Source organism: Microbulbifer maximicatervae (SeqCode), assembly GCF_052468295.1.
The window spans coordinates 3,149,244-3,171,027 of sequence record NZ_CP174340.1 but is presented as its reverse complement, the minus strand read 5'-3'; the positions used below and the strand labels follow the sequence as shown (position 1 = coordinate 3,171,027).

At 55.5% G+C, this 21,784-nt stretch carries 3 protein-coding genes; all 3 read left to right on the top strand.

What is annotated here, in order from left to right; translation table 11 throughout:
* Positions 1-132 precede the first annotated feature (132 nt).
* The 3 genes from ACJJIQ_RS14220 to ACJJIQ_RS14210 are packed head-to-tail and all read left to right on the top strand — an operon-like array spanning position 133 to position 21,784.
* Positions 133-5,145: a non-ribosomal peptide synthetase gene (locus ACJJIQ_RS14220; RefSeq protein WP_445362260.1), complete on the top strand. Its 5,013-nt coding sequence runs from the start codon at positions 133-135 to the stop codon at positions 5,143-5,145.
* On the top strand, positions 5,142-14,693 hold the full coding sequence (locus ACJJIQ_RS14215) for a non-ribosomal peptide synthetase (RefSeq protein WP_445362259.1): 9,552 nt from the start codon (positions 5,142-5,144) through the stop codon (positions 14,691-14,693). Before ACJJIQ_RS14220 ends, ACJJIQ_RS14215 begins: the two co-directional genes overlap by 4 nt.
* Positions 14,694-14,701: 8 nt before the next feature.
* Entirely contained in the window at positions 14,702-21,784 is a 7,083-nt protein-coding gene (locus ACJJIQ_RS14210; RefSeq protein WP_445362258.1) for a MupA/Atu3671 family FMN-dependent luciferase-like monooxygenase, read from the top strand.

The following is a 21,784-nucleotide window of genomic DNA, read 5'->3' as shown; positions in this document are numbered from 1 at the left end:
CCGGAAGGTTCTGACGACGTACAGGTCTGATTCCTTCTATTAATATAGTGTTTTCTAGATAGTCTCATTGTACCAATTGTCACGGAATCAGACCCTCTTTATTCACCCTTAATGGGACAGCAGTGTATTAGTATGGAAACTTTAGTCGAGATTCTTAGAGAAAATAGTAGTTTCACACCAGAAAAAAAAGCTTATATCTATTTAAAAAATGGGGAAGAAGAATCGGATTCACTTACCTATCAGAACCTGCTAGAGCTGGCTGAACAAATGGCCGGGCAGATCCTGGAACGAAGCCAGGTCGGAGACCGTGTTCTGCTTTTAATGCCGCCAGGCCTCGACTACATCAAAAGCTTTTTTGCTTGTCTGTTCGCCGGTGTTATTGCCGTTCCGGCCTATCCGCCACATAGCGCCAAACATTCATTCTCCCGAATTACCTCCATTTTAAAAGACTGCCAACCTAGCCTGCTGATTACCTGCGCTGATTTGGCTGACAAATTTGCAACGCCGATATTTCAACCCATAGAAGAAGAGTTTGGCTGCCAGGTAGAGTACGTCAGTAACCTCACCCAGCCCAGCGACAAGCAATTACCCGAAATCGACCCGCAGGGCATCGCTTTTTTGCAATATACCTCGGGCTCTACCGGCGATCCCAAAGGCGTTATGGTGACGCACCATAACCTGGTGGAAAATGAGAAACTGATCCATCAGGCATTCGCCCATACCTCCGACAGCATTATCGTGGGCTGGTTGCCGCTGTTTCATGACATGGGGCTTATCGGCAACTTGCTTCAGCCGCTGTTTGTCGGCGCTACCGCAATTTTAATGCCGCCCCAGGCATTTATTCAAAAACCCGTGCGCTGGCTCAATGCCATTGCACACTACAAGGCAAATTCCAGCGGCGGGCCAAATTTTGCGTACCGTTTATGCGTAGACAAAATCCGCCCGGAAGAAGTGCAAGACCTGGACTTATCTCACTGGCGGCTGGCTTTTAACGGTTCGGAAAAGGTACAGGCCAATACGCTTCGCGATTTTACCCACTTGCTTTCCAATACCGGCTTTAGCGAGCAGGCACTGTTTCCCTGTTATGGTATGGCTGAGGCGACCTTGTATGTTTCAGGGATGAAAACGCAGCCGAATTATTATATGGCCGAGATCGGGGCACTGGCAGAGAATCAATTTAAGCCAGCCCCTCAAGGTCTGGAGCTGGTCGGCAGTGGCGTGCCGGAACCGGGCATGCGTATCGCCATCGTTGAGCCGGAGCAGCATGTCCGTTTAGCCGACGGCGGCATCGGAGAGATCTGGCTGCAACATGCCAGTGTCGCCAAGGGATACTGGCAAAAGCCCGAGCTGACTCGAGAGTATTTTGCCGCGCAACTGACCGGCGAGCAGGGAAATTGGCTGCGCACCGGCGATCTTGGCTTTATGCTGGGGGATGAACTGGTTGTTACCGGCAGGCGCAAGGAAATGCTAATTATCTGCGGCCGCAATTATTATCCGCAAGATATCGAAGAGACCGTCCGCCAGGCAAGCGAGTTATGCCAGCAAGATGCTACGGCCAGCTTCGCCGTTGACGGAGCGGGACAGGAACAGCTGGTTGTCGTGCAGGAAGTCAAACGCAGTGCATTGCGGGGACTGAACAGCGAAGAGCTGAGCGCAAAAATCCGCAAAGCGGTCGCCTTGGAGCACCAGCTGGAAGTAACTGAAGTGGTCCTGATAAAACCGGCATCCATTTTGAAAACTACCAGCGGCAAAATCCGCCGCCTGGCGCTGAAACAAGCCTATCTGGCCAATGAATTAAAGCGGGTATCATCTTTAAAATCGCCTGATAAAAAGGCGGCTGGCAAGCTTAACAACAGCGCCGAAGTCGCCGCGTTAATCGAAAAATTACAGGAATTTACAGGCCCTGAAGTAGTGCTTGGCGCGGATACGGAAATTTTTTCCATTGCGCAAAACTCACTGAAAATGATCCAGCTGCAGCACTTTATCGAAGAGCAACTGGCGACAGAGATCAGCCTGTCTGCGTTATTAGAGTGCGAGCACCTAGCGCAACTGGCGGCATTGCTTGGCGGGGCTAAGCAGAATCAGCAGAAAACGGATCCAGGTCTGGCGCAAGCCAGCGACGCACTGCCAACAGCCTTGCAGTATTTATGTTTTGAACAGTTAAAAGATCCGCAAAGTAATAAATACAACCTGGCCATGGCACTTGAGCTTCACAGCGGTCCAGATGCCGGGCAACTGGCCTCAGTTGTGGGCGAGCAGTTGCAGCGGCTACCGCTTTTAAGCACGCGTTTTCGCGAGCAGGCCGGACAAATAGAAAGTTTTATCCAGGAGGATGTGCAGGCCTTTTTTGCCCACCCTGAGTGTACGCCTGAGCAGGCGCAGCAAGCACTTACCACCCTGGTACAAACTCCGCTTGATTTATCCTGCTCCCAGCTTTACCAGGTACATTATTGGCCGCATTCCGGCGGTGGCGCCAGCCTGCTGGTGTTAATCCACCATGCCATTGCCGATGCCACCAGCTTACAGTATCTGGCTCTGGAGCTGCTTGGCGAGCCTGCTTCCAGCGCGCCTGCCTTTTCGGAGTTTTCCGCCCGCGCCTGCGTAGCTGCGGTAAATACGGGCGGGACGCCTTCTCAGGACGAACACCAGCAGCCGCTGAAATTAAGCCGGGAAATCGGCGAAAATGGTCAGGGGAGCGGGGTACATTTCTTTAACCTTAACGCAAGCCTGAAAACGCAGCTGGAACAAGTGGCAAGAGCCAATAAAACCACGCTGAACCATGTTTTACAGCTTGCCTTTAGCATAGGCTTGTCGCGTTACAGCGAAGCGAGCCTGATCCATTTGATCAACCCGGTAACCGTGAGAGGGCAAAGGTATCTCTCCAGTATTGGCTATTTTGTCAATCCCGTGATCGTGACTTTTTCTCCGTCCGCCGACATGAGCTTCAGCCAGTTGCTCAAGGCAAGCCGCGAGCACTTTTTCTCCCGGCTGGAGCAGGCAACGAACCAGTCAGGCCGACGTCCGGGAGAGCACAAGGGGCAAGCCCTGTTCACTTTCCTGGAGTCGTCGGAAAATATCGATGGCCGCCTGCTGTTGGGGGATGCCAATGTGGCTGGCGATTATAACGGCCACCGCATTAACAGCATCGCCCTTCCGGTAACGGATTTGATCAGCGAACTCGACATTTATATCGCCCAGGGCGAAGCGCTGGCGGGCAAACTGGTATTTGACCGCGCCCTATGGTCGCAGCAAGATGCCGGGCAGTTTATCTCGGACTTTATCTCTATCCTGGGCTTTGCCGCCGAATCAAGCGACAGACCAAGCTGGCGCTGGTTTGAACAGCCGGACACAGCACCCGATGCCGCAGAAAAACAGCCGTTTAAAGGCCCTGATCTGCTGGCACAAATCGCACACCAGGTGCAAGTACAACCGGATGCGCCTGCTTTGCGGGACTTACACGGCAACGAACTCAGTTATGCCGGGCTATGGCAATTTAGCGGCGAGCTGGCCAACCGCTTGAAAAACGAATACCGGCTGGGCTGGCAAGACAGCGTGGCGATTTACATGGATGCCGGGGTTTGCCGGGTGATTGCCATGTTAGCTGTGTTGCGCGTCGGCGCCAATTATGTGCCGGTTGATAAAAACTATCCGCAGGGGCGTTGCCGCGATATTCTCTCGGTTGCCAAGCCGCAACTGGCCCTGGTCGACAGCTGCAGCGAGGCATTGCCGGTAAGGCAATGTCCGTTATCTCTGGATGTTTTCGGTTGCACTTCGAGCGAACTGGCAGCGGTCGAGTTGCCACCAGAGCGGCTTGCCTACACCATTTTTACATCGGGCAGTACCGGCCGTCCAAAAGGGGTTGCCGTTTCCTATCTGGGTATCAACCAATTGCTGGCATGGGCACAGACCCGCTACAGCCGGGAAGATTGCGCCCAGGTGCTGGCTTCAACCTCCATTTGTTTTGATATTTCCGTTTTTGAACTTTTTATCCCGCTGGCGATGGGCGGCCAGGTGGCGCTGATCGGCTCTATTCTGGAGTTGCCGGGCTTGCCGGATAAAGAAAAGCTGACCTTAGTCAACAGCGTGCCTTCGGCCGTATCGGCAGCGCTTGAGGCTGCATTGCTTCCCAAGAGCTTGCGGGTCGTCAACCTGGCCGGAGAAGCGCTTTCCCGGCAGCTGGTCAAACGCCTGAAGGCAGAGTTGCCGTGCCGGGTTTTCAATTTATACGGGCCTTCTGAAGATACGGTTTATTCCACCTGCCAGGAAGTTGCCGGCAATGATAAACCATTGATCGGAAGGGAATTAACGGGCAGCCAGGGTTATATTCTCGATGCCTGGCTCAACCCGGTACCCGAAGGGGCTGTCGGGGAATTGTACCTGTCAGGTCCCGGCGTCTGCCGCGGCTATATGTCGCAGCCTGAATTGACGGCTTCGGCATTTTTGCCGGATCCCTTTGCATCCATCCCGGGGCAGCGAATGTACCGCACCGGCGATCTGGTCCGGCGTCAGCGCGACGGCAGCCTGGAGTATATCGGGCGCAAAGATCAGCAAATCAAACTCAGGGGCCAGCGTATCGAACTCGAGGAAATCGAGTCGCAATTATGCCTGCTTGAAGATATCCATGAAGCCGTGGTTTCGGTCCATCAAGAGCAACTGGTCGCTTATGTGGTTACCCGCAGCGAGACTATGCGCAGCGGGCAGTTGAAGCAGCACCTGGCTGAGCACTTGCCTGCCTATATGGTGCCCTCGTTATTTGTCGAACTGGCACAAATCCCCAGGTTGGCCAACGGCAAAACCGACCGCTCTTCGCTGCCCCAGGTAAACCTCAGCCAGGAGTTTTCCGCCCCCGAGGGGGAGCTGGAAAATGCCCTGGCGGCAATCTGGCAACAAGAGCTGTCGCTTGAGCAAATTGGCCGCAACGACGACCTGTTTACCCTGGGGGCACACTCGCTCAGTGTGTTGAAGGTCAAGTACCAGATCAGCGAACAATTCGGGGCCGATCTTGAAATCGCCGATCTGATCGAGCTGCGGACCGTGTCCGAGTTGGCAGCCCTGATACAAAGTAAAAATGAAGTAAAGGAATTATTGATTGAAATCGGCCAGCAGGACGAAGACGATCAGGAGCTTGAGGAATTCGTGTTATGACACTTGAGAGTCTGTTAAGCGCTCTAAAGGGAGCAAAAGTATCTTTGTCTTTAAAAGGCGGGGAATTGTCAGTAAAAGCTCCCAAGGGGGCGCTGACCGCCGAACTTAAAGCAGCTATGGTGTCCCATAAAGCCGAATTGCTTAAAGCGCTGCAGGCCCAGGTGCAGGACTTGCCCCGGGTCGACAAAGCCAGTGTGCCGCTAACCCGTACCCAATATGGCATCTGGCTTGCCCATAATCTCGATGCCTCCCAGGCAAGCGCCTACAATATGCCGGCTGCGGTGGAGATCCGCGGCGAGCTGAACGAGGCGGCCTTGCGCCGGGCGATGCAGGCTTTGGTTGCGCTCAATCCCGTCCTGAATAGCCATATCGCCCAGCAGGGAGATGAGGTAAACCTGGTAAGAAATAACAGTGAATTTCCCCTGGATGCCTTACACAAGGTAAATAAAAGCGACCTGCAGGCCCATATCGACGATTTTTTGGGTCAGCCGTTTGACCTTGCCGCCGGGCCCTTATTGCGCACCCGGTTGATTGAACTGTCAAAGGCGGAACATGTGTTATTGGTGGTGGTGCACCATATTGTTGCCGACGGGCATTCTGTCAATGTGCTCAAACAACAGCTGTGCGACTTGTATCAGCAATATTGCGATGCCCCGGATCAGGCCGCGCCCAAGCCCGGCCAATGGGGCTTTGAAAATTACGCCCTGTGGTGCCATCAGCAAGATACCAGCGCCCGGCTGAATTACTGGACCAATGAATTAAACGATGCCCCGCAATGCCTGAGCTTACCCTTTAAACAGTTAAACGAGGCGTCGCAAAGCCGTCCGGTGCAGCGCCGTTTATCCCTGTCGCCCGAGCAGAGCCTGGAAATCAGAACTTTTGCCCGGCAGCAGGGCTGTACCACCAACATGCTGATGTTAAGCGCCTTTCACCTCTTGCTGGGCAAGTTAAGCGGCAGCCGCGATGTTGTGGTGGGCGTGCCCGGCATTCACCGGCCGTTTCAGGCATTGGAGGATGCGGTAGGGCTTTTTTTAGATGTCATGCCGATACGGATGCGTTGGCAGGACGATACTTCTGTAGAAGATTTGCTCGGTCAGTGCCGTAGCGGCATGACAGAAGCTTTTCGCAATACCGGCATCGCCTTTCATGATTTGATCGCCGAATTAAAGCTGGCGCGGGATAAGCACCATCCGATTTTTCAGTGTTTTTTCAATTTTCTTTCCCAGGGCAGCCGCGACTGGCATTTCGGTGCTGCGGCAACGACAGATCTGGAAGTGCCGATCGTCGCCAACAAATTTGATCTGACTTTCTATGTTGAAGACAAAGAAAGCCTGCAACTGATCGCCCAGTTTGATGAAAGCCGTTATTCAGCCTCCCATGTGGAAATCTGGCTGCAGCAATACCGGCAGCTTTTAACCCTGATGTGCAGTCAGGGACAAGCCCGTATCGGGGAGGTCTCCCTGTTATCGCTTGCCCCTGCGCTATCAGAGGGCCCTTTGTTACCGGATGAATCCCTTATCAGGCCGCAAGAGCAACTGCTGAGCTGGGCAGAGCGCCAGCCGGATGCAATTGCCGTCCAGGCCGGGGAGAAAAGCTACACTTACCGGGATTTGGCCGCAGATGTCCAGCACAAGGCAGAAGAGCTCAGCCATAGCGGTTTGGACCGGGGCTGTGTTGCCATTATTGCCCGGCGCAGTTATGAACTTGTGGTTCATATGTATGCCTGTTTGCAAAGCCAAAGGCCGTTTTTTCTGCTTAACCCGGATTATCCCGCCGATAAACTCAAGCGCCTGATCGCGCAGGCCGGTGCCGAAACCGTTATTGACCTGGCGGGTAAGTTATCCTCAGGGGACGGACAATCCGCCCGGCGGTATAAAGACGTAACCGATATCCGGTTGCAAGATGCTTCCCTGGCCTATCTGGCCGCCACGTCAGGCAGCTCGGCCCAGGCGAAAATTGTCTTGGGGCGGTGGCAGGCTATTGCCAACTACACCCGCTGGACCCGGCGTTATTTTGAAATTCAGCCGGGTACTGTCTGCGCCATGTTGTCAAATGTCGGTCATGATCCCCTGTTGCGGGATGTCTTCTCCTGCCTGGGGAACGGGGCGACTTTGGCCATTGCCGATAAGGTCCAGTCTGCGGAGCAGCTTGCCGACTATTTAAAGCAAAACCGGATCCGGGTGGCGGGTATGTCGCCTGCGCTGGCCCGGTTATTGACCACGGTTGACGGCGCGCGGGAATTACCGGCATTGCGCGATTTGTGGCTGGTGGGTGAAAGCCTGAGTTCCAGCCAGGCGGCAGAATTACTGAAACAGCTAAAAGATACCCGTTTGCATAACCTTTACGGCGCCACCGAAACGCAGCAGATGCTCAGCGTTTACAGTGTTTGCAGCCAAGAGCAGCTGCGCTGGTCAAACTGTCCGGTCGGCCGGAGCCTGGACGGGGGCGAGCTGCTGGTGCTTAACGGCAATACGGCAGCCGGCACCGGCGAACTCGGCGAAGTGGTATTTGTCAGCCCCTACCTGAGCTTAGGTTATCTGGCGGATGATGCCGACAGCAGTGCCGACAACAATGCATTCTTTGCTTACCGGGGCATACCGGCGTACCGCACCGGGGATTTGGGCTATCTGGATGAGCAGGGAGTTCTGCATCTGCAGGGCCGTAAAGACAGCCAGATCCAGATCCGCGGGTTCAGGGTAGAGCCGCAAGAAATCATTGCTACTCTTGAATTGCTTGAGGGAGTCAAAGATGCCGTGATCCTCGCGGCAGACGACACACAGGAAGGACTTGTCGCCTGCCTGGCCAGCTCCCGCGCAATAGAATTTGCCGAACTGCTTAACCATTGCCAAACCTATTTGCCGCAGTACATGTGTCCTGTGGCCCTGATTTGCCTGGACGAACTGCCGCGCACGGCGCACGGTAAAATCGACCGTGAAAAGTTACGTCAGCTGCAGCAGCAAACCACCACGGCGCTTATTCCACCTGCCGGTAAGCTGGAACAGGAAATCGCCGGAATATTTGCCGAGGTACTTAACACCCGGGTGTGTTGCCGGCTGCATTTTTATGCCCAGGGCGGACATTCGCTGGCCGCGCTGCAAATCATTTCCCTGTTAAAAGCCCGTCTGGATTTGTCGGTTTCGATAGAGCAGTTTATCACCCTCGGATGCGTGGCGGACCTGGCCGGGTATTTCGAGCAGCAGCCGCAGCTAGAGGCGGACGAGTCCCAGCCGGTGATTATGGCCGAGCCCGAATCCAGGTTCGAACCTATGGCATTTACCGTGATGCAGGAAGGGTTGCAGGTTTCACGTGAATTCAAGCAGGGCTCTGCTGCCGCCGGTGGTTTCTCATACCTGGAAGTTGATGTCAGCAATATGGCGATTGAACGCCTGCAACAGGTACTGAATATCCTGATACGGCGCCATGATATGCTGCGGGTGATCGAATTGCCGGACCAGCGTTTTGCCGTGCTCGATGACGTTGAAGAATTTATTATTAAAGTGCACGATCTCAGCACTTTACCCCAGGCCGAGCGGGAGGCGCAGCATGCCTTGCTGCGCCGGAAGATCAGCACCCAGTCAATGGACTGGACCCGCTGGCCGAGCTTTAAAGCCGAGCTGTTCTGCCTGGACGGCCGGGAGCAAAGACTGGCCCTGTGTTTCTCGCATATGTTTATCGATCACCGCAGCGGCCAGATCCTGGCGCAGGAAATGTTTGATCTGTACCGTAACCCGGAGCAGCTGCCTGCACCGCTGCAGCTGAGTTTCAGGGATGTTGCCCGTGCCCGTATGCAACAAAAGCAGACGGCAAAATACCGGGACGACAAAGCCTACTGGCTGGCGCAGATCCCTGAGATGCCGTTTTCGCCGCAGCTGCCGTTGGCCGGGAATGCCGACACCAACTCCCATGACAGCAAAGTCCTCAAGGGACGCCTGGAAAAGGCAAAATGGCACCGCCTGGTGCGTCTTGCCGGTATGCAGGGCTGCTCGGCATCGGCCTTTTTACTGGAATGTCTGTGCCAGGTGCTTTCCGCCTGGAGCGAAAACAGCCAGTTTACCCTTAGCCTGCTGATCAATGACCGTCCGGCAGCGCCGCAGGAGATTGAAAAGCTGGTGGGTAATTTCAGCTCGCTCTTGCTGTACAGCCATCTGCCGCAGCCTTACCAGACGTTTAATGCCAGACTGAATATCGCCCAGCGGACACTTTCCGACAATATGGCGCACCGCTCCTTTGAAGGGCTGGAGGTCTTACATGAGTTTAACCGGATAAGAAAGTGCAATCAGACTTTGCCGGTGACCTTTACCAGTTTATTAAACAGCCAGGTTGGCGCGATTAAAGATCCTGTCCGCTACCGGCATGTCGACAATGTCGACCACCTCGGCCTGGAGTGTGTTTTCCAGGAAACGCCGGATGGTCTGGAGTTTCGCTGGCATGAAAAGCAGGGGCTGTTTAAGTTTTCGTCACAGCTGATGTTAGATGCCATGCTAGGTTTTCTTGAGCACCTGGCGCTGCCCGATACCGACTGGCACGCCTGGCAACCGCTCAGCTGCGCCGGTGAAAACCGCCTGGCGTTCAACCAAACTTATCAACCCCTGCCCGAGGGACTGCTGCATCAGCCGCTGGTAGAACAGGCCCTGGCTGAGCCGGAAAAAACGGCAATCGTACAGGGACAGACACGGATCACCTACGGCCAGCTGCTGATGATGGCGGATCAGCTGGCAGGGGAGCTACGCGCAGCGCAGGTACAGAACAATGAGCTGGTGGCTGTGCATATGAGCAAGTCCTGGCAGCAGGTGGTGGCTGTGCTCGCCATTCACCTGGCGGGAGCGGCCTATCTGCCTATCGACAGTTCGCTTCCTCTTGCCAGGCGCCGGCAACTGCTGGTTCAGGGGGAGGTCCGGGTGGCGCTGGTCAGCGAAGAAGATGCTGCGCTGACCGATGTCCGCCAGCTGAAAGTGGCAAGCACGCCTGTCACAGACTATACCCTGGCACGTCCCGGGCAATCGCCGGTCAGCGGCGATGACCTGGCCTATGTGTTATTTACTTCCGGCTCTACCGGGACTCCCAAAGGGGTGATGATCCGCCATGAAGCGGCTAGAAATACCATAGAAGATATCAATAAACGTTTTGCCGTGGGCTCGTCAGACGCCGTTTTGGGCATTTCTTCATTAAGCTTCGATCTTTCGGTATATGACATCTTCGGCGTGCTGGCCACCGGGGCTAAACTGGTCCTGCCTCTGGCGGAGCAAAACCGCGATCCGGGAGCCTGGAGCCGCTTGCTGGCAGACGAGCAGGTTTCCCTGTGGAACAGCGTGCCGGCGCTGATGCAAATGTATCTGGATCACAATGACGGCGAAATAGCTCCTGACCTGCGTTTGTGTATGCTAAGCGGCGACTGGATAGGGTTAAAGCTGGCCAAACAAATTCTCGAACAGCCGCATGTCAGCCTGATCAGTTTAGGCGGGGCGACGGAAGCTTCCATTTGGTCTATCTATTATCCGGTTACGCAAATCCAGAGCCAGTGGCACAGTATTCCCTATGGCCGTCCGCTGGCCAACCAGGGATATTTTGTCCTTAACGACCAGATGCAAGATTGTCCCGACGGTATCAAAGGCGATCTCTATATCAGCGGTCAGGGCTTAGCCGACGGCTACTGGAAAGATGAGCAGCGCAGCGCACAAAGCTTTATCTATTGTCCCGGCCGCAAGATGCGCTTATACAAAACCGGCGATAAGGGCTGTTTTTTAGCCAACGGCAATATCGAGTTCCTGGGACGTGAAGACAGTCAGATCAAGCTGCACGGCTACCGTATCGAGCTGGGGGAAATTGAAGCCCGGCTGCTCGACTCCCCTGAGGTGTCGGCAGCCGTGGTCGATGTGCGCAGCAATAAAGATCACAAACAGCTGGTTGCCTATCTGGTTACCGAGGCCCGGGAAAACGCAGTGCCCAATCCCGACTTGCTAACGGCCTTGGATCAGGCGCTGAGCGAAAGCCTTCCGCCCTACATGTTGCCGCAAGAATATGCCGCGCTGGCCAGCCTGCCCCTGACGGCAAACGGCAAGGTGGACCGAAGTGTGCTGGCCGATCTGGCCACCACCCCCAGACCCATTCGACAAGAAACTACTTTGGTGGATGCCGGGCAGGACGATGAGGTGGCCATTGCGGTGAAAGCGGCCATCGGCCGTTTGCTGAAACTGCCGGTGGTGGCGCCCGACGCCAGTTTTGCCGCGCAGGGGGGCGATTCCATCCAGGCGGTGAGGCTGTCAAACCAGCTGCGCAAACAAGGGATAAACCTGGAACTGGTGACCATTTTTAACGCTGCCGACGTAGCCACCTTATGCCGTAAGGCGGTCCGGCTGCAGCAGGGGGAGAAAGTCTCCCTTGAAGCCAGCAAGATAGCGCTGGATGGTCATCCCGAATTCAGCGGTTTCAGTCATGCCATTGCGGCCACGCCGATGCAGCGCGCCATGTTATTGCATACGCAAATGGATGCAACCGCCTATGTCAACCAGATACTGCTGGATATCGACAGCGGTTTCGATAAAACCGCACTGGAGCAGGCCTGGACAGCTTTGGCTCAGCGCCACCCGATTTTAACAACCCGGTTTGGCGTACTTGAAGAGCAGGGCGTTGTGCAGCTGCTGGGGGCCAAGTCCGAGGTGCAGATCTGCGAGCATGATCTGACCGGTATGCCCGATGCGCGCAGCCAGGTTGAAGAGCAGCGCAACCGGATGAAACATTTTGCCGACGGCTGTTATGGCGCGGCCCTGCTCCGGTTTGACGTTTTTTACCTCGGCCATGATGAAGCTGTGTTGGTGTTTACCTTCCACCATGCCTTGTTAGACGGCTGGTCATTGCCGCTGCTGTTTGCGGAACTGTTAAGCCTGTACCGCTCATCCGAAAGCCAGGCGCTGGCTCAGGCGCCGCAGTTTGCCGATTATGTCGCCTGGCTTGAAAGACAGGAGGCGGAAACCGCCAACAATTACTGGCGCGACCAGCTGAGCGGCTTCACAGCCCCGACCCGGTTATTGCCGGCCCAGGTAACGGATGCCCCCGGCAGTATTCTCGAACTGCCCCAGTTGCTGGATGAAAGCCTGACAACCCAGTTAAATCAATTGGCCCAGGCTGCCAATGTCACACTCGGGGTCTTGATCCGCCTGGCCTGGGCGCGCACGCTGCAGCGTTTGTCCGGCCAGCAGCAAGTGCTGTTCGGGGCCGTCAGCAGCGGCCGTCCTCCCGAAGTGGACGGTATCGACAGCATGCTCGGCCTGTTTTTAGTGTCTCTGCCTGTTACTTTCGGCGCAGAGCATGAAGCAAGTGTCGCCGAAGTCCTCAGGGACATGTTTGCCCAGCAACTGGAGTCCGAGCGCCATGGTTGGTTATCCCTGGCGGAGATCCAAAAACAAAGTGAAATCGCACCGGCTTCCGCCTTGTTCGAAAGCATTGTAGTGATGGAAAACTATCCGCTGGACGGCCTGTTACAGCACAACGACGGCTTATCTATCCGGGATATTTCGGTCTTTAGCGATACCCATTTTGAACTGGCATTGGTCGTCACGCCGGGGCAGAGGCTGAAACTGACCTTGCAATACCAGTCGGCCCTTTTGGAAACTCAGGCGGCGACAAATATTTTCGCCCAATTTAAACGTATTTTACATGAACTGGCCCAGGCAGAGTTAAACCAGCCTGTGCTTGAGATCTGCGGTGGCAGCATCGAGGATAAAAAAGTGCAGCAGCAATGGCTGGCAGGGGCTCAGGGGACTTTCCCGGTCGAGGATGTGCTTGAGCAAATTCAGCTACGCGCATTTGAGCGCGGGCAGCAGCTGGCGCTGCAGTGCGCGCGCCATCAGCTAACTTATCAGCAGCTGGCTTCATCGGTTGGCCAGCTGGCCGGTTTTTTCCGGGATCAGGGCATATCCGCCGGTAGTCCGGTCGTGGTTTGTTTGCCCCGCGGCTGTGACGTCGTGGTGACCATGTTGTCCCTGTGGCAGCTGGGGGCGGTATACGTACCCGTAGATGCCAAAATGCCGGCGCAGCGCATTGCCAATGTGATCTCGCAATCTTCACCTGTTGTGGTGCTTTGCGATGCGCAAACGGCGCATTTATGCCCGCCTTCCGTCACTCAGCTGCTATTGCCTGAGCTGTCCTGTGATACCAGCCCCGGGCAGCTGAAAGTCGCCAGGGGCGCCGGTTACCAGTTATTTACCTCGGGCACGACGGGGCAGCCCAAAGGGGTATGCGTCGATTATCTTGCCCTGGGAGCGTTTTTAGCGGCGGCGCAGCAGCGCCTGCAATGCACTGCGGATACCCGGGTATTGTCGGTCACGACCCCGACATTTGATATTTCCCTGCTGGAATGGCTTGCACCTTTGCTGGCGGGGGGCTGCGTGACTGTGGCCTCGGCAGATGAAGTACAGGACGGTAAAAAGCTGGCCGTCCTGGTATCGGAGCAGCAAATCAACTGGCTGCAAATGACCCCGACCGGCTGGCAGGTGCTGCTGGCAAGCGGCTGGCAGGGAGAGGCCGGTATGACCGCCCTGACTGGCGGCGAGCCCTTGACCGAGGCACTGGCCGGCCAGTTACTGGCCAAATGTGCCCGGGTGTTCAACTGCTACGGGCCGACCGAAGCTACGGTCTGGAGCATGATAGGCCAAGTCTCTGAATTGGATCTGGGTAAAGAAATCGAATTGACCGGCCCCTTATCGCAAAGTGCCCATCTGGTGCTGGACGATAATCTGCAGTCGGTCCCTGTCGGCGGCACGGGCGAGTTATGGATCGCCGGCGGCTCACTGGCCTGCGGTTATCTCAACGACGATAAGCAAACACAGCAAAGGTTTGTCGAAATCGACTGCGGCCTGGCAACGCCGGTCCGGGCTTACCGTACCGGAGATCTGGTCAGGCTCAGCAGCGGGCATTCGCTGCGTTATCTCGGCAGAAACGATCAGCAGATCAAACTCAACGGTTTTAGGGTCGAGCTGCAGGAAATTGAGCAGGAGATCGGCAACGGCATTGACCTTGATGCCGTGGTTTGCCTGCTGGCGGAAAACGAAGCGGGACAGTCAAGCCTGGTGGCCTTTGTCGTTGGCGCCGATGAGCAGGGCATAGAGCAGGCAAAACAGCATCTGCAAAATCGCCTGCCGCACTATATGCAGCCTGCAAACTGGTTATTGCTCGATGCGCTGCCGACCCATCCCAGCGGTAAAGTAAACCGCGCAGCCTTGCTGGAGAGTTTTACCCTCCGGGCCGGACATGAGCAAGCGGATTCCGAGCTGGAAGAGAAGCTTGTGGCCATCTGGGAAAAGGTGTTCGAGCATGCGCCGATTTCGGTAACCGCCGGCTTTTTCGAGATCGGCGGCAACTCGCTGCTGGCGACACGCCTGAGTGTCCTGTGCGAGGAAGAATTAAACAATATCACGCTTGATGTTAAACAGCTGCTGGCGGGCGCCAGCATCAGGACCATTGCTTGGACGCTGGAGCCCAGCTATTTGGTGAGCAAAAACCGTACGGCGGCATTGGCAGCAGAAGACTTAGAAGAATTTGAATGGCAGTAAGGAAAGATATGCAAGTTCAAGCTTTAGTGAATGAGTTAAATGAGAGCGGAATTTTTCTATTTGTAAGCGACGGCAAGCTCAAGGCGAAATCCAAGCCCGGTGCATTGACGCCCGAGCGGGCCGAGCTGATTAAAAATAACAAAGAGCAGCTGCTGAGCTTCTTAACTGCCGCCGGCGACCAGGAAAAGGTGGCCATGGAGCGGGTTGATCGCGACCAGGGCTGCGAACTTTCATTCTCCCAACAGAGGTTGTGGTTCTTAAACCAGCTTGCAGAGGGCACCTCGGCCTACAATATGCCGTTGGCGCTGGCGTTAGAAGGGGAGCTGGATATTGAACTGGCGGAGTCGGCCTTTAACACCATTATCGGGCGTCACGAAACCCTCAGAACCTGCTTTATAGAAACCGACGGCGAGGTGCGCCAGTTTATCCGGGACGAGGTGGAGTTTAGCTTGCCGGTGCAGGATCTTTCCCATCTTAGCGGTGAAGCGCTTGAGAGCCGGATAGAATGCCAGGTAGCGGCAGAAGCCGAACGTTTGTTTATGCTGGATAAAGATCTCATGCTTCGCGCCTGTTTGCTCCGTTGCAGCAAGGATCGGCATATCCTGTTGATCACTATGCACCATATTGCCAGCGACGGCTGGTCTTTGGGCCTGTTAACCGAAGAGTTTTGCGAGCTCTACAATGCCGGACAAGAGCAACGTTTGCCTGTACTGCCCCAGCTGTCTTATCAATATGCCGACTATGCGGTTCAGCAAAAGAAAACCATGGCCACGGCAGCCGCGCAAGCCGAACTCAACACCTTTAAGCAGGCGCTGGAAAAGGCGCCGCGCTTGCACAGCATACCTTTGGATAAAGCCCGTCCGACGGAGCAAAAATACCATGGCGAGCTACACCGCCAGCGGCTTTCGCCCGAGCTGAGCGAGCAATTGCGCCGCTTTGCCGGCAGCCGCGACGTATCCCTGTTTGCGTTAATGGAAACCGTATTTGCCATCCTTATCGGCCGCTTTAGCCGCAGCGAAGATGTGGTATTTGGTATGCCGGTGGCCAACCGTACCGATCGCAGCATGGAAAAAGTGATGGGCTTTTTTGCCAATACCCTGGTGCTCAATCACCAGCTGCCGGCTCAGGCGACTTTCAGCGAGCTGCTGACCCGTCACTCCCGGGAAATCTCACAAAGCTACAGCGCGCAGCATATCCCGTTCGAATCGCTGGTTGAAGCGATCAACCCGGAGCGGGAGCTTAGCTATAATCCCCTGTTCCAGATCTTTATTGCCTTTGAAAACGCCAGCCCGCCGTTACAGCTCCAAGGGCTGAAAGTGGATAAGCTGGAGCACTACCATAAGTTTTCCAAATTTGATCTCAGCCTGTATATCAAGGACGAAGCCGATGGTATCTGGTGCGGCTGGGAATACAACAGCGATCTGTTCGAATTAAAAACCGTCGAGGTTTTCGCACAATCTTATCTGAACTTGCTCGGTGCGGCCCTGAGTACGCCTCAGGCGAGTATTGCCACTTTGCTGGTACAGGCCGGGGACGATACCCGGGGAGCACGTCTGGGGGCGACTTTGGCCCTTGACGGGGCGGATGTCTGCGAACAAATTTTTCAGCAGGCAGAGCAGAGCCCGGATGCGCCGGCCCTGGTTTTTCAGGATCAGCGCCTGAGCTATGGCGAATTAAGCCAGCAGGTGCTGGGCATGAGCCAATACCTGCAGCAGGCGGGGGTCAAAAAGGGCGACCGCGTCGGCATCTATTTGCCGCGCAATACAGATTTAGTAGTAGCCATGCTGGCGGTGATGGCCTGCGGCGCGGCCTATATTCCGCTCGATCCCGAGTATCCCGAGTCACGTCTTAGCTATATTGCTGACAATGCGCAGGTGGCCGCAGTGATCGTGGCCTCTGACGATTTGCTGTTGCCCTTTGGCGATAAGCAGCCGGTGCTGGCCCTCGACAGCGCAAGGCGCGAGGTGGTGCACCCGCTGGTGCGTCCTGCGCTCTCCTTGGATCTGCCGGCCTACCTGATCTATACCTCCGGCTCTACCGGCAAACCTAAAGGGGTCGTGGTCAGTCACCGCAATGTGGTGAACCTGTTTAGTGCCCTGGATCAGCAACTGCCGCTTGACGGCGAACAAAAAGCCTTGCTTGCCGTGACCAGCGTATCCTTCGACATTTCCGTACTGGAGCTTTTCTGGACCCTGTCACGCGGGCAGAAAGTCGTGCTTTACCCAAGCCAGAACCGCCGGGCGCTGGATACGGTTGAAAGCGAGCTGCCCGAGCGCGAGCAGGGGGGCGGACTTAACTTCAGCCTGTATTATTTTGCCACAGATCCTGAGCGCGCCGGTCATGACAAATATGGCCTGCTCAAAGCCGGTGCAGAATTTGCCGATAAGCATGGTTTTGAAGCCGTCTGGGTGCCGGAGCGGCATTTCCATGAATTCGGCGGACAGTTCCCCAACCCTACCATAGCGGCGGCGGCCCTGTCTCTGGCAACCAAGCAGCTGCAGCTGCGTGCGGGCAGCGTGGTGCTGCCTCTGCATAACCCCATTAATGTCGCCGAAGACTGGTCTATGGTGGACAACCTGTCCCAGGGGCGTGCCGGTCTGGCGGTCACCTGCGGCTGGCATTTTAACGACTTTGTCTTTGCCCCGGATAACTACGACAACCGCTATGAGATCATGTTTAAGAGTCTCGACATCGTCCGCAACCTCTGGCGGGGCGAAGGCCACTGGCGCCGGGCCGGCAACGGCGAGCAAAACGAAGTCAAGATTCGCCCCTTGCCGGTACAGGCAGAAATTCCCGTGTGGATCACTACGGCGGGCAACCCGGAAACTTTCCGGCGTGCCGGCTTGGCCGGGGCCAACCTGCTGACCCATATTCTCGGCCAGTCGCCGCGGCAACTGGCGGAAAAAATCCAGGTTTACCGCAATGCCCGGGCTGAGGCGGGGTTAGATCCCAACACTGGCCGGGTTTCTGTGATGGTGCATACCTTTGTCAGTGAGGATATGGAAACGGCGGAAGCTATCGCCAAGGCGCCGTTTAAGGAATACCTACGCAGCTCTATCGGCCTGCTCAAGCCGTTTGCCAAAGCACAGGGCTGGGGTACGGATGTCGATCCCGAACAGCTGCTTGAAGCCGGGTGTGAGCGTTACTTCAGAACCAATGCCCTGTTCGGTACGGTCGAGCATTGCGCTAAGTTGGCGATGGACTTATATAATGCCGGCGTTGATGAAATTGCCAGCCTGATCGACTTTGGTGTTGACGCACAAATCGTAGTTAAGCACCTGGATAACTTACAGCAGCTGCACGTAAAAATGGCCAGGCACACTGCCAAGGCTGAGCCCCAGCAAAGCTTTTCCGAGGTCATTCGCCAGGAGCAGGTGACCTGGCTGCAAAGTACGCCTTCACTGGCCCATTTGATGATGAGCGAAGGTAAGGCCGAACAGGCTTTTGCGCAGCTGGAGTGTTTAATGCTGGGAGGCGAATACCTGTCGCCTGCGGTGCTGCGCGCCATCGCCTCTGTTTTTAGCGGCCGCTTATTCAATATGTACGGACCAACCGAAACTACAGTCTGGTCGTCGGTTACCGAGATTATTGCCGGGGACAGCATCATAGGCGAGCCTTTGGCCAATACCCAGTTTTATCTGCTCGACGATGCCCTCAATGTAGTGCCGCAGGGCATGATAGGTGAGTTGTATATCGGCGGCGAAGGGGTCACCCTGGGCTACTTTGAACAGGCAGGCTTAACCGCCGAGCGCTATATTCCCGACCCCTTTAGCGAAACGGGCGGACAGCGTTTGTACCGCACCGGCGATTTGATGCGCATCCGTCATGACGGCGCCCTGGAGTTTTGCGGCCGCCGCGATTTCCAGGTCAAACTCAGGGGCTACCGCATTGAACTTGGGGATATCGAAGAAGCCCTGCTCAATAACGAGCAGGTATCACAAGCCGTTGCCGCAGTGCGCAAAGATCAGAATCATAATGAGCGCCTGGTGGGGTATGTCACCTCCAAAGAGCTGGCCGAAACCGACAATGCACTGAGTGTCGAGCGCGTCGACAGCTGGCAGGCGCTGTACAATGAAACTTTTGTTGAAAACCAGGCGCAAACAGATCCCAGCCAAAACTTTGCCAGCTGGGTGAGCAGCTATACCGCCCAGGCTTACCCCTTGCCTCTGATGCAGGAGTGGATCTGCAATACCGTAGCCCGCATTCCTCATGACGAACAAAGCCGGATACTGGAAATCGGTGTCGGCACCGGCTTGATCCTGTTCCGTGTAGCGCCGAAAGTTGCCGGATATATCGGGGTAGATTTTGCCGATAACGGGCTGAACTTTATCAGCAAACATAGCGCATTCCTGGGAGAGAAGGCGAGTTCGATCGCGCTGCATAAGTGTGCCGCCGATCAATTCCAGGCGCATGTGGACGGTAAGTTCGACACTATTATCCTGAACTCTGTGGTCCAGTATTTCCCCTCTGCCGACTATCTGCGCGATGTATTGCAGCAAGGCCTGGAGCACCTGGAGCCGGGTGGAAAAATATATGTTGGCGATGTGCGCCACTATCAGCTGCATGAGCTGTTTTGCTCTTCGGTGGAACTTGCCCAGGCCCGGCCGGGGGATCGCCTGATCCAGTTACGCCACAGGATCAGCGAACGCGTAGCCCATGAGCGAGAACTCCTGTTAGATCCCAGCTTCTTCAAGGAACTGGGCTTAGAGCAGCTGACCCGGGTAGAAATTCTGGTCAAGGCCGAACAGGCCCACACGGAAATGAGCAAATACCGCTACGATGTGATCCTGCATACGGGGGAAGTCGAGGCTGCCGGGCAGGAAAGTCGGCTGATCTGGCAACAGGATGTCTTTACCGTGGCCGAGGTGGTGGCTGAATTGGACCAAACCCAGCCGGAGCTTATAGTGGTTGACGCTTTGCCCCATCCTTTGCTGGATCGGGATCTTAAGTCTGCTGCGCTGCTTGCCGGTGCCAGGCAGGACAAGCTCCTGTCGGAATTGGCCTCGGTGCATGAAAGCGAGTTTAACGGGCAAACCCGTGTCCTGCTTGATGCCGTCCGGGCCAACGGCTACACGGCGACGTTAAGTTGGGATCATACCCAGGCGCCGCACCTGGTCAGTATGCAGCTACGCCGTAGCGACGCCGGCCACCTTGCCAGCCGCCGGGAAATGACGCTTAACACAGGCAATAAGCAGGCGAGCCATAACAACCCACTGCAAAGCGAGCAGAGCCTGGCGCTGATCCCTTCTTTGCAGCGTACGGCCCGCAAATATCTGCCGGAATTTATGCAGCCGGATACCTATATAGTGGTGGAGCGTTGGCCCTATACCGCCAACGGTAAAATTGATGTCGCCAAACTGCCGGTGCCGGAAGCCCAGGTGCAAAAACGCCACGAATATACCGCGCCCACCAATGAGCTGGAGTCTAACCTGGTGGAGTTATGGCGAGAGATTCTCAACCTGGAGCAGGTGGGGGTCACCAGCAATTTCTTTGAATTGGGCGGACGCTCTTTACTGGCGGCGCAAATGCTGAACCGGATCAAGGAGCGCTGGCAGATAGAACTGACGGTGAAGGCATTATTTGAAAACCCGACCATCAGCCAGCTGGCTAAGTACATGAGCCGGGGAAGCCAGGGCAGTGACACCCTTGCACTTAAACCCGTCAGCCGCCAGCAGCAACTGCCGGCCTCCGAGCTGCAGCAGGGGTTGTGGTTTGCCGTCCATAAAGATACCGACGGTACCATGTACCATATGGCGATTGGGGTGGAACTGACCGGCGACCTTAACCTGGCCAATGTGCAGTTGAGTTTGCAGGCCCTGGTGGAACGCCATGAAATACTCAAATGTACTTTTGAGCTTGAGCGCGGCGAATTGACCCTGAACGTTAATCCCGAGCTGGAGATTCCAATCCCGGTGATCGATATTTCGGATACGCCGGAACAGGACTTGCAAATAAGGCAATGGCAGGAGTTGAACGCCTTTAAGGCGGCGCCTTTTGACTTGGTTGCCGGACCACTTGTGCGTTTAGGGATATTAAAGCTCTCACCCAAGCGCCATATTCTTATGTATGTGATCCACCACCTGATTTCGGACGGCTGGTCGAACCGCCTGCTGATCGGCGAGTTTATGGAAAACTATCAGCAGCTGGCATCTGGCGGCAGCTTGGCTTTTGAGCCGCTGACGGTGCAGTACCCGGATTATGCCTATTGGATGAAACAGCATTTTGATCAGGACAAACTCAATGGACAGTTGAGTTACTGGCAAGAGCAGCTCCACGGCTTGGCCGATCTGATGCCGCTACCCTGGGATAAAGCCAGGACAGACGTAGTGTCAGATCAGGGCATGGCGATCGATTTCGCCTTGACGGAAGCTGCGTCGGCAAGGCTTAAAGCCGTGTGTGCTGAAATGGCTATCACCCCCTATATGTTCACTTTGGCGGCCTGGCAACTCTTGCTGGCGGCCTGGTCTGAGCAGGATGATATTGTTATCGGGTCTCCGGTATCGAACCGTCCCAGCGCTGAACTGGAAAAGCTGGTGGGCTATTTCGTCAATACCGTGGTGCTTCGTAGCCGGGTGGCGGATGAGCTGGACTGGCGGGATTTCCTCAAGCAGATCAAATCAACGACCTTAGATGCCTACGGGCATCAGGATATTCCGTTTTCACGTGTGGTTGAAGCCATCAGCCCGCAGCGTACAGCAAGCCATATGCCGATTTACCAGGTTGCTTTTTCCTTTGAAAGCATTCGCAGCCTGCCCCAACAGTTTGCAGGGCTGGCAGTACAGCAGCTGAGAGAACCTGAAACCCTGGCCAAATATGATCTGTCACTGACCCTGATTGAATTTGAACACCAGCTTCAGGGTTCGATCTCCTTTAAACAGGCCTTATTTGAGCGCTCCACCATTGAACTAGTGACCGGACAGTTCAGTGCTTTGATCGAGCACTTGCTGGAAATGCCGTCAGATCCGCTGCAAGCGATAAAACAGCGGGTTCGCTCTGCATTTGTGCAGCAGCGGGAGCAAGTAATGGAAGCGGCGCAGCAAAACCGTATACAACGGTTGCAGTCACGCCGCCGACGCCAAATAGCAAGCTAA